Here is a 10426-nt window from a genome sequence, read left to right as displayed (position 1 = left end):
CTCGGGGTTTTCTCCCTCCCCCTCTCCCCCCCCCCCCCCCCCCCCCCCCCCCCCCCCCCCCCCACCCCCCCTCCCCCCCCCCCCCCCCCCCCCCCCCCCCCCCCCCCGGCGGCGGTCAGGGCTGCTGGAATCCGGCCTTGCGGAGGATCTGCTGGGCCTCGGGGGTGGCGAGCCACTTCACGAACGCGGCGGCGTCGGCGGTGTGCTGCGAGGACTTCAGGGTGGCGGCGGGGTAGTCGGCGACGGCGTTCTGCGCATCGGGCAGGGCGACGGCGTCGACCTTGCCGGGGGCGGTGGCCGCGTCCGTCCGGTAGACGATCCCGGCGTCCGCCTCGCCGAGTTCGACCTTGCTGAGCACCGCACGGACGTTGGGCTCCTGGGAGACCGGCTTGACCGCCAGGTGCTGCTTGTCGAGGACCTGCTCGCTGTACCGGCCGACGGGCACCTCGGGGGCGGCGAGCACCACCTTCACACCGGAGCCGGTGAGGTCCTTCAGCTCGTGGATCTTCTTCGGGTTGCCCTTGCCGACGGCGATGACCAGGCGGTTCTTGGCGATGACGGTCGGCTTTCCGGTGTCGGCGCGGAGCCCGTCCATGGTCTTGGTGTCGGCGGTGACCAGCGCGTCGGCGGGTGCGCCCTGGCGGACCTGGGCGGCCAGCTCCTGCGAACCGGCGAAGGAGAAGTGCACCGTGGTGCCGGGGTGCGCGTGCTCGTAGGCGGCGCCCGCGGTCTTGAAGACATCGGTGAGGGAGGCGGCGGCGAGGACCGTCAGTTCGGTCTTGGCGGCGCCGTCCTTGGTGTCCTTCGCGTTGTCGTTGCCGCAGGCGGCGAGCGGGACGAGCAGGGCGGCGGTCACGAGTGCGGCGGCGCGGCGGCGGGTCACGGCGGACGGCAAGGCGGGCTCCTCGGGAGGCGGGGCGGGCGGATCGGCGGCGCGGCGGCGCCGCCGGGTGCGGGCGGGGCTCAGGCGCGGTCGATGTGCACGCTGGTGGCCTTGACCCGGGCGGTGGCCTCCGTGCCGACCTCCAGGCCGAGTTCCTCGACGGCTTCGCGGGTGAGCAGGGAGACGAGGCGGTGCGGTCCGGCCTGGATCTCCACCTGGGCCGCCACATCGCCGAGGGTGACGGCGGTGACGATGCCGGGGAAGGCGTTGCGGGCCGAGGTGTAGGACCCCTCCTCGTCGGTGTCGCCGCGGCCGTTCTCGACGGCGAAGGCGGCGAGGTCACGGCCGTCGATCATCCGGCGGCCGCTCTCGTCGCGGTGGGTGGCGATCCGCCCGGCGTCGGCCCAGCGGCGTGCGGTGTCCGGGCTGACGCCCAGCAGCCGCGCCGCGCGGCCGATGGTGTAGGACTGCATATGCGGAAAGATATGCGGGATTCTCGCGCATCTGCAATCCCTTCGGGTGATCAACCAGGGCAGATGCGAGGTGGCTCGGAGGTTCCTCCGGCGGCTGCGCCCGCCCGGTCCGGAGCCCGTACGCCCCTTCCTACCGCCGGTCGAACAGGCGCCGGGTCTCCTCGTCGGCAGGCAGGAAGGTTTCCAGGTGGAGCCCTTCCAGGGCGGCGTCGGTGGCGGTGCTGAGGGTGGCGGAGGTGCTGAAGAAGCGGAGCGGGTGGCCGTCGACGTCGATTTCGAGGGTGATGACCGGGCCCGTGGAAGCGGCGGTGTCGGGGGCGCCACGGTATCCGGCGATCTCCGTGGCCAGCTCGCGGTGGCGCGGGTCGTGGGTGCGCTCGGCGCGGTGGCTCACCTGCTGGAGGAGATGGCCGCCCCACTCCGCGAGGTTGCCGATCCGGCGGGCCAGCCCGTCGGGGTGGAGGCAGACCCGGACCACGTTGACCGGCGGCTCCAGCAGCTCCGGCGCGCAGCCGGCCAGCAGCTGATCGACGGCGGCGTTGGCGTCGACGATGTCCCAGTGGTCGTCCAACAGGAGTGCGGGGTAGGGCAGATGGGCGTCGAGGAGGCGGCGCAGACCGTCCATCACCACCGTGATCGAGGCGTCGTCCCAGGCGCGGTCCTGGTAGCGCGGGGCGTATCCGGCGGCCAGCAGGAGACGGTTGCGCTCCCGCAGGGGTACGTCGAGGTTGTCGGAGAGATGCATCAGCATCTCCGGTGTCGGGTGCGCCTTGCCGGTCTCGACCCGGCTGAGGTGCCGGGTGGAGACCCGCGAGCGGTTGGACAGCTCCTGCTGGCTGAACCGGCGGCGCTCGCGCCAGGTACGCAACAGTGCACCGACCGGAGGAACTTCGACTGCGACGCTCATACCAGGAGCCTAGGTGTTCGTGTCCGCACGGCCATGACCTCCGAGGTCATGGTCCGGACGACCGGACCGGGCCAGGATTTCGGTCATCAGCCCAACGGAACGAACGGGAGAAACACCATGCAGGCTGTCGTGCAGCAGTACCTGGCCACCTGGAACGCCGCCGGCGACGAGCGGGCGGAGCTGCTCGCCGCACACTGGTCGCCCGAGGCGACCTACACCGACCCGCTGGCGGAGGTCGCCGGTCACGACGGGATCGCGGCGGTCGTCGACGGCGTCCACACGCAGTTCCCGGGGTTCGTGTTCACGCAGGTCGGCGAGGTCGACGCGCACCACCGCCAGGTCCGCTTCCGCTGGGGCCTGGGCCCGGAGGGTGCCGAGCCGCTGGTGATCGGCTTCGACGTCCTCGTACTGGACGAGGCGGGCCGGATCCAGGACGTCCACGGCTTCCTGGACAAGGTGCCGGCATAAGGGGGGCGCGACAGGGGCGCGGCGGCCACCCGTTCGCCAACCGCCCTGCGCACAAGCGCTCCTGACGTACATTCACCCAGCCAGGCGGCCCGCTCACCCCACCAGAGCAAGGATCGTCGGCGGAGTGGCGGAAGCAGGCCCCGCATCCCGCGGTGGCCTGCTTCCGCGTTTGCGGGGTCCGGGCCCCGGCTCGGGCGGGCCTGACGTGCCGTCGCCCTCCCGGCCTTCCGGAACCCGGACGGTCGAATTGCCCGTTTCTTCGGATTGCGGGTGGTTAGGGGTGATGTAAGAGTTGAGGCACTGCCGTAGAAGGAGATGATCCCATGAGCATGGATCGCACAGCTTCGGTCGAGTCGGTGACCCTCGCCGTCGAGGTCGAGGACCTGCTGGACTCCGCCGAACCGGACGGCGTCTTCCGGGACACCCGCGAGTGCGCCGGGGCGGCGCTGCTCCTCGGAGCGCTGCTCGCCTCACCTCCGACGCCCCGCCCCAAGCCGGATGCGCGCTGAAAGGTAGTGCGTTGGTAGATCAGGCCGAGGGATCCGGATCCCTGAGTACCGTGATCGCCGATGCCGCATCAGGGGTCGCCCTCGCCCTACGGGGTGAGGGCGGCCCTTATGCGCTCTCCCGTGTGCTGCGGCAGAGCGATGCGCTGGCGCCGGCGGCCGTCCGCGTCCTGGGCGCCGACGCGCTCGCGCCGTACGCGGCGGACCACCACGTTCCGGCCGCGGGACACGAGGACCGCGGCGTCGTCCGGGCGGCGCTGGCCGCCTTCCCGCCCGGCGCCGACGCCTCGGCGGTCTCGGTCTGGAGCTACCGGGGCCTGGTCGAGGCGTCCCATGCGTTCCTGCCCGGCGGGCCCGACCACTGGCCGCAACCGCCGGACGCCGCATCGGGCTGGATCGAGGCCGACCCCTGGCCCAAGCTCGCCCACCGCGCCTCCCAACTCGCCGCGCTGGCGCTGCCGGGCCTCTCCCCCGCGCTCGCCGACGCGCTGACCACCCGTACCGACGATCTCGCCCGCGGCTTCGTCCGCGCGGTGCGCCGCCGGGACTGGCTCCAGGCAGCCGGGCTCGGCCGCTGGCTGGCGCGGTTGCCCGGAGTACCGCCGACGCTCGGGCTGGACGCCGGTCTCGCGTTCATCGGGCACATGGGCGGCGGTGACGCCCGGGTGGCCCTGCACCTCGTCGCCGCCCGGTGCTTCTACGGGCGGGGGGAGTGAGCGGCCCGCCGCCGGCGGCGGACACCGCGCTGCTGGATTCCGTCACCGCGGGCGCCCTGAGCTGGCTCGGCGCGTACCGCGACCGCTTCCGGCTGCCCGCCGACGTCGCCACCGACGCCGACCCCAACCTCACCCTCAAACCCCTGGGCGAACTGGCCGAAATCGCCCGGATCATCGAGGAGCTGCACCCGCGTGCCGACGTGCGGGAGGCGGCCGCGGAGCTGTTCGCGTTCGCCTGGGAGCAGTTCGGGCAGGGCGCGCTCCACGTCGCTCTGCTGCGGAACGAGCCGCAGGCGGTGTACCCGGTGGAGCTGTACGGCGTCTTCGCCCGCGCCGGGCTGCGCCATCCGGAGGCCGACGCGCTGCTCCCCACCGTCACCGGGCTGCGCCGCTGGCGGGTGGCGGGCGGCGATCACACCCGTACGCTCAGCGTCCTGGGCGCCGAGCGGCGGATCGGACTGCCGCTCCACGCCGACCCCGCCGCGGTCTTCGCGCTGACCGGTCTGGGGGTACGCGCCGAACCCTGGCTGCTGGACCTGCGGGCCGCGTACGGCCTCACCCATGACGTCTTCCACCTCACCGACTGGGGGCGCGCCCGCCACCGGATGGCCGCGCCGTTCGCCGCGTATCTGCGGCTCTGGCTGCCCTGCTGGCTGGAGGGCGAGCTGGAGCGGGAGCTGTGGGACCTGGTGGGGGAACTCCTCGCGGTCGCCGCGTGTCTGCCCCGGCCCTGGTACCCGGCGGACGCCTGGCGCCGGCTGGCCGCGGCGCAGCGACCGGACGGCGGGGTGCCGGAGCGGGGCGACACGGCGGACGGCCCGTACCGCGACGATCCGTTCCTCTTCTGCTACCACTCGACCCTGGTGACCGCGTTCGCCGCCACGCTCGCCCGCGTCGGCACCGGCACCGTCCCCGACGACTCCACCGGCACGGCGGGCACCACCGCCGGCCGGGAAGGCGAGGCAGCACCGTGACCGTTACGGCCGCGCCCCCGGCGCTGCTGCACCGCGTCGGCGACCGGGCCCTGACCTGGCTCGACGCCCACCGTGAGCACTTCCGGCTGACGTCCGAGGACCGCGCCACCAACCGTGCGCTCCTGGAACGGCTCAAGCCGGTCGGTGAGCTGGTGATCAACATGCGGGTCCTGTTCCGGGAGGGGGTGGCCGGATCGCAGCAGCGCAACCGCGCCGGGCAGCTCCTCGACTTCGCCTGGCGTGAGCTGCTCGACGGCGGCAACGTCCTGGCCGCGCTCCAGCACGACGAGCCGTTCTCCCCCGTCCCACTGGAGATCTACGGCAGCTTCCACGAGCTGGGCCACCGTCACCCCGGGCTGGAGCGGGCGATCGCGACGGCGCGGCGGACGCAGAGCTGGTCGGCGCTGGAGATGGTGCCCAACCGGCGCCTCGGCGTGCTCAACGCCGAACGCAAGCTGGGGCTGACGCCGAGCGGCGACTTCGGCCGGGCGTTCTCCCGCACCTGGCTGGCGCAGCGCCCCGAGCCGTGGACGGTGCAGCTCCACATCGCGTACGACGTGACCCACACCGTCTTCCACCTCACCAACTGGGGCGCGGCGCCCGAGCGGATCCCGCCGCAGATCGCCGACTACCTCACCCGCTACCTCCCGGCGTGGCTGGAGGACTGGGCGGATCTGGGCCACTGGGATCTGCTGGGCGAGCTCCTCTTCGTCGACGCCTGTCTGCCGCGGCCGTCGCTGGACGCGGAGGTGTGGGAGCGGTTCGCGGCGGCGCAGGACGCGGGCGGGGCGATGCCGCTCCAGCGGGAGATGCCGGACGGCGACGCCGCCACGGTCTTCGACATCGTGCACCACCCGACGCTGGTCGCCGCGTTCGCCTCCGCGATGGCCACCTCACGGGCGCTGGCGAACGCGCTGTGACGGTGGCGCTCACGGACCGGGTGGCGGACGCCGTCGCCGCCGTCGACGCGCCGGACGTGGTGGTCGCCGTCACCCGCCGCGGCGCCCGCACCGTGCTGAGCGGCGGCACCGCCCCGCCCCCGCCCGGCGGCCGCCAGGCACTCCGTTACGAACTCGGCTCGCTCAGCAAGACGTTCACCGTGCTGCTGCTGGCCACGCTCGTCCAGGACGGGGCGCTGGGCATCGACGACCGGCTGACCGACCGGCTCCCCCGCCACGCTCCGCCGCACGACGCCGCGCACCGCATCACACTGCGCCATCTGGCCACCCATACGTCGGGCCTGCCGCGGGTGCCGCGCGAGCTGCTGCCCGGCGCGCTGCTCCAGCCGTACGCCAACGGCTACCACGGCTACGGCACCGACCGGCTGCTGCACAGCTTCGCCCGCGCCCGGCCGCGGCTTCCCGGGACCCGCTGGCACTACTCCAACTTCGGCCTGGCGCTGCTGGGCTGCGCCCTGACTCGCGCCACCGGCACCGCCTTCGCCGCGCTGCTGACCCACCGGGTGCTGGCCCCGCTCGGGCTGACCGGGACGGCGCTGGAGCCCGGGACCACGGGCACCGATGCGCTGGGGCACCGGGCGGACGGCCACACGCCCGTACCGCCCGGTTCGATGGGCGCGTTCGCCCCGGCGGCGGCGGTCCGCGCCACCCCCGGCGATCTGCTCACCTATCTGGAGGCCCATCTGGTCCCCGGGGCGACGCCGCTGGCCGGCGCGGTGCGCGCGGTGCAGGTGCCGCAGCTGCGGCGGGGCGCGGGGCGCCCGCACACCCATACGCTGACGTGGTTCCAGCATCCGGCGCCGGGCGGCCCGCTCCTCTTCCACATGGGGGCGACCTTCGGGCAGCAGGCGTTCGTCGGCTTCCATCCGGCGAGCGGCACGGGCGTGGCCGCCGTCGCCACCCGGCGCGGCCGCGCCTGCCGCCTGACGGAGACCGCGTACGCGCTGCTGTACACGCTGGGCGGCGACGCGGCCCGGGGCTGAGCGGCGGTCAGCCGCCCGCGAGGCCGAGTTCGTCCGGGCCCAGCGAGCGGAAGTGCCGGGCGACCTCGCCGTCGGTGACGTCCTCCAGGCGCGCCGGTGACCAGCGGGGCGCGCGGTCCTTGTCGACGATGCGGGCGCGGATGCCCTCCACCAGGTCGGGCGAGGCGAGCGCCGCGGAGGCCACGCGGTAGTCCTGGTCGAGGACGCGCTCCAGGGAGCCGAGGCGGCGCACCCGGCGCAGCGCGGCGAGGGTGACCTTCAGGGAGGTCGGCGAGAGCTCCAGCAGGGACTGCGCGGCGCTCTTGGCCGCCGGTTCCCCGCTGTGCTCCAGCCGGTCGACGATCTCCTCGACGGTGTCGGCGGCGTAGCAGGCGTCGATCCAGCCGCGGTGGTCGGCGAGTTCGGCGGGGGGCGCGAGCTCGGCGAACCGGGCCACGGTCTCGTCCACCTCGCCGGTGGCGAGGGCGGCGGCCAGCTCCGGGAGGCGGGCGGCGGGCACGTAGTGGTCGGCCAGCCCGCACAGCAGGGCGTCGCCGGCGGTCATCGGGGTGCCGGTGAGGGCGAGGTGGGTGCCGAGTTCGCCGGGGGCGGCGGCCAGCAGATGGAGTCCGCCGACGTCGGGGACGAAGCCGATGGCGGTCTCCGGCATGGCGACGCGGGAGCGTTCGGTGACGATCCGGACGGCGCCGTGCGCGGAGACGCCGACGCCGCCGCCCATCACGATGCCGTCCATGAACGCGACGAACGGCTTGGGGTAGCGGGCGATCTGTGCGTTGAGGCGGTACTCGTCGCGCCAGAACGCGCGGGCGGCGGCGCCGTCACCGTCGCGGGCGTCGTCGTGGATGGCGCGGATGTCGCCGCCCGCGCAGAGCCCGCGCTCGCCCGCCCCGGAGAGCACCACGGTGGCGACGGCCGGGTCGTCCCGCCACGCGTCGAGCGCGGCGGACAGGTGGCGCACCATGCCGTGGGTGAGGGAGTTGAGCGCCCGGGGCCGGTTGAGGGTGAGGTGTCCGGCGTGGCCCTCGGTGCGGCGCAGTACGGAGTCGTCGGTGGCGGTCATCGGGCGTCTCCGGTGCGCTGCGGGGTGGTGAACGGCATCTCTCGTCGGTCCTTCCAGCGGTACGGCGCCCGCGGGCCGCGGACGGTCGGTGACGCCCCCACTCCATCAGACGGTGCAGGTCCGCGGGCGGCCGCCGGACGGATTCCGTGGCCGGGAGACGCCGTCCGCGGGAGCGTCGGGCCGGGTCCTCACCCGGTTCCGACACCCCATTACCGTCCAAATCCGGCCATTTACGGCTGGGTTAAACTGCCGGGGCCGACAACGCACTGTTGTGCGGCCGTCACCCGTTCCGTGGTCGGCGGCCGTACGTCCGGGACGACGGGAGGGACGGACATGCCGACCACCGCCACTCCCCCCGTTGTCCCCGCCGCATCCGCCGGCTCCGGCGCCCGCCCGCACGGCGCCGGCTCCGACGCGGTCCGGCCACGCCGGGTCCGGCGGACCTCCGCCCATGCGCACGGTTTCGTCCCGCACCGCAGGCCACGTCTCGCGCCTTGCGCACGCAGCGGCATTCCCGATATGTCCTGCGCCGGCTGACGCCAGCTCACCTCCTTCGGGGCCCGCTCCGCCCGGCCCCGGTCGCCGGCGCCGGATGCTGCACAATGCCTGACCAGTGACGGCCGGTCCCACCGGTCCGTCCGGCCAGGGGCCTCGCACGCCCGCAACGCTGTAACGCACCCCGCAGGGAGCACCTCCATGGAGCCATCGGCCCACGTCGGCAAGACCGCCCTACCCGGGGTCGGCACCCGCTACGACCTCGACACGGACGGCGGGCGGCATGTCTCGGTCGTCGCCCACCAGGACGGCCGCCGCATCCTCGCCTTCCACGACCCGCAGGACGAGGACAGCTGCCAGGACTCCGTGGCACTCGCGCCGCAGGAGGCGAGCGCGCTGTCCAAGCTCCTCTTCCCCGACCCCGTCGCCCATATCCACCAGCACCCCGAGATCGATCTGGTCACCGAACACATCCCGGTCACCAAACGATCCCCGTACGCCGGGCGGACCCTGGGGGCCACCGCGGCCCGCACCCGCACCGGCGCGTCCATCGTCGCCGTTCTGCGCCGTACCGACGCCGTGCCCTCGCCCACCCCGGACTTCCGTTTCGCGATCGGCGACACCCTCGTCGTGGTCGGCACCCGGGAAGGCGTGGACGCCGTCGCCGCATTGATCACCGGAGGGTAACCGCCCGTGCACGACACCACCGCGCTGCTCATCGAACTCGGGGCCATCATCCTCGGCCTGGGCATACTCGGCCGGCTTGCGGGGCGGGTGGGATTCTCACCGATTCCGCTCTACCTGCTCGCCGGACTCGCCTTCGGCCACGGGGGGCTGCTGCCGCTCAACGCCAGTGAGGAATTCGTCTCCACCGGCGCCGAGATCGGCGTCATCCTGCTGCTGCTCCTCCTGGGACTGGAGTACAGCGCCTCGGAGCTGGTCACCAACCTCAAGACGCAATATCCCTCCGGAATCGTCGACTTCGCGCTGAACGCCGTGCCGGGCGCGGCGGCCGCGCTGGTGCTCGGGTGGGGGCCGGTGGCCGCGGTGGCGCTGGCCGGTGTCACCTGGATCTCGTCGTCGGGCGTGATCGCCAAGGTGCTCGGCGATCTCGGCCGGCTGGGCAACCGCGAGACCCCGGTGATCCTCGGCGTCCTCGTCATCGAGGACCTGGCGATGGCGGTCTACCTGCCGCTGCTGACCGCGCTGCTGGCCGGGCTGAGCCTGGCGGGCGGCAGCCTGACCCTGCTGATCTCGCTCGGTACGGTCGGCGCGGTCCTCTACGTGGCGCTGCGGCACGGCAGACTGATCAGCCGGGCGGTCTCCTCGGACAACCCGGAGATGCTGCTGCTGGTGGTGCTGGGCCTGACGGTGCTGGTCGCCGGGGTCGCGCAGCAGCTGCAGGTGTCGGCGGCGGTCGGCGCGTTCCTCGTCGGCATCGCGCTCTCCGGTGAGGTGGCCGAGGGCGCGCACCATCTGCTGGCGCCGATGCGGGACCTCTTCGCCGCGGTGTTCTTCGTCTTCTTCGGCCTCAACACGGACCCGGCGGCGATCCCGCCGGTGCTCGTCCCGGCGCTGATCCTGGCCGTGATCACCGCCTGCACCAAGGTCGCGACCGGCTGGTTCGCGGCCCGCCGCGCCGGGGTCCGTACGGCGGGACGCTGGCGGACCGGCGGCACGCTGGTGGCCCGCGGCGAGTTCTCGATCGTCATCGCCGGTCTCGCGGTCGGCGTGGAGCCCCGTATCGGCCCGCTGGCCACCGCGTACGTCCTGATCCTGGTGATCCTCGGGCCGCTGGCCGCCCGTTTCACGGAGCCGGTGGCGCGCCGCGCGACCCGGCTGCTCGGCCGCACCCCGGCCGTGGCGGGGGCGGTGCCCGCACCCGCGGCGGCGCCCGAACCGGCCGCCGAGGAGTCCCCGGCCACTCCGGGTGACACGGCCCGCACCCGCGGCTGACGCATCCCGCACACGACGCCGGCCGGCGCCCACGAGGGGCGCCGGC

At 74.1% G+C, this 10426-nt stretch carries 12 protein-coding genes; 8 read left to right on the top strand and 4 right to left on the bottom strand.

All coding sequences use genetic code 11. From position 1 onward, the window contains the following. Positions 1–115: 115 nt before the first annotated feature. The 3 genes from modA to ACZ4U4_RS29420 all read right to left on the bottom strand — a co-directional run bounded on the left by modA (position 116) and on the right by ACZ4U4_RS29420 (position 2263). The gene (modA, locus tag ACZ4U4_RS29430; RefSeq protein WP_467880535.1) at positions 116–895 is read right to left on the bottom strand and encodes a molybdate ABC transporter substrate-binding protein; all 780 of its coding nucleotides are present in this window, start codon (positions 893–895) and stop codon (positions 116–118) included. A gap of 68 nt (positions 896–963) precedes the next feature. After that, positions 964–1356 carry a TOBE domain-containing protein gene (locus tag ACZ4U4_RS29425; RefSeq protein WP_467880533.1) on the bottom strand — a complete coding sequence of 131 codons (393 nt, stop codon included), beginning with the start codon at positions 1354–1356 and terminating at the stop codon, positions 964–966. 130 nt (positions 1357–1486) lie between these two features. Next, a complete protein-coding gene (locus ACZ4U4_RS29420) occupies positions 1487–2263 on the bottom strand; it encodes a helix-turn-helix domain-containing protein (RefSeq protein ID WP_467880531.1) in 777 nt (258 codons plus the stop codon). Positions 2264–2380: 117 nt separating this feature from the next. Here ACZ4U4_RS29420 and ACZ4U4_RS29415 point away from each other — a divergent pair, with 117 nt between their 5' ends. The 6 genes from ACZ4U4_RS29415 to ACZ4U4_RS29390 all read left to right on the top strand — a co-directional run bounded on the left by ACZ4U4_RS29415 (position 2381) and on the right by ACZ4U4_RS29390 (position 6869). Beyond that, positions 2381–2731: a nuclear transport factor 2 family protein gene (locus ACZ4U4_RS29415; RefSeq protein WP_467880529.1), complete on the top strand. Its 351-nt coding sequence runs from the start codon at positions 2381–2383 to the stop codon at positions 2729–2731. Positions 2732–3054: 323 nt separating this feature from the next. After that, positions 3055–3240 (top strand): hypothetical protein, encoded by a 186-nt coding sequence (locus ACZ4U4_RS29410; protein ID WP_467880523.1) that lies wholly within the window; start codon positions 3055–3057, stop codon positions 3238–3240. A gap of 50 nt (positions 3241–3290) precedes the next feature. Beyond that, positions 3291–3953 carry a hypothetical protein gene (locus ACZ4U4_RS29405; RefSeq protein ID WP_467880521.1) on the top strand — a complete coding sequence of 221 codons (663 nt, stop codon included), beginning with the start codon at positions 3291–3293 and terminating at the stop codon, positions 3951–3953. Further along, positions 3950–4927 (top strand): DUF6895 family protein, encoded by a 978-nt coding sequence (locus ACZ4U4_RS29400; RefSeq protein WP_467880517.1) that lies wholly within the window; start codon positions 3950–3952, stop codon positions 4925–4927. Before ACZ4U4_RS29405 ends, ACZ4U4_RS29400 begins: the two co-directional genes overlap by 4 nt. Continuing rightward, positions 4924–5847, top strand: a complete 924-nt coding sequence (locus tag ACZ4U4_RS29395; protein ID WP_467880514.1) for a DUF6895 family protein — start codon at positions 4924–4926, stop codon at positions 5845–5847. The genes ACZ4U4_RS29400 and ACZ4U4_RS29395 overlap by 4 nt, the downstream gene beginning before the upstream one ends. A 2-nt stretch (positions 5848–5849) precedes the next feature. Continuing rightward, the gene (locus tag ACZ4U4_RS29390) at positions 5850–6869 is read left to right on the top strand and encodes a serine hydrolase domain-containing protein (RefSeq protein ID WP_467880512.1); all 1020 of its coding nucleotides are present in this window, start codon (positions 5850–5852) and stop codon (positions 6867–6869) included. 7 nt (positions 6870–6876) lie between these two features. Here ACZ4U4_RS29390 and ACZ4U4_RS29385 read toward each other — a convergent pair whose 3' ends face one another. Next, on the bottom strand, positions 6877–7929 hold the full coding sequence (locus ACZ4U4_RS29385; protein ID WP_467880509.1) for an enoyl-CoA hydratase/isomerase family protein: 1053 nt from the start codon (positions 7927–7929) through the stop codon (positions 6877–6879). 696 nt (positions 7930–8625) lie between these two features. Here ACZ4U4_RS29385 and ACZ4U4_RS29380 point away from each other — a divergent pair. Next, the gene (locus ACZ4U4_RS29380; protein WP_467880507.1) at positions 8626–9111 is read left to right on the top strand and encodes a cation:proton antiporter regulatory subunit; all 486 of its coding nucleotides are present in this window, start codon (positions 8626–8628) and stop codon (positions 9109–9111) included. Between the two features lie 6 nt (positions 9112–9117). Then, complete coding sequence (locus tag ACZ4U4_RS29375; protein WP_467880504.1) at positions 9118–10380, top strand: cation:proton antiporter; 1263 nt, start codon at positions 9118–9120, stop codon at positions 10378–10380. Positions 10381–10426: the final 46 nt, after the last annotated feature.

The organism is Streptomyces sp. NPDC029159 (genome assembly GCF_055564055.1).
Note: the sequence above shows the minus strand (reverse complement) of the source record. Positions and strands in the feature narration are given on the sequence as shown.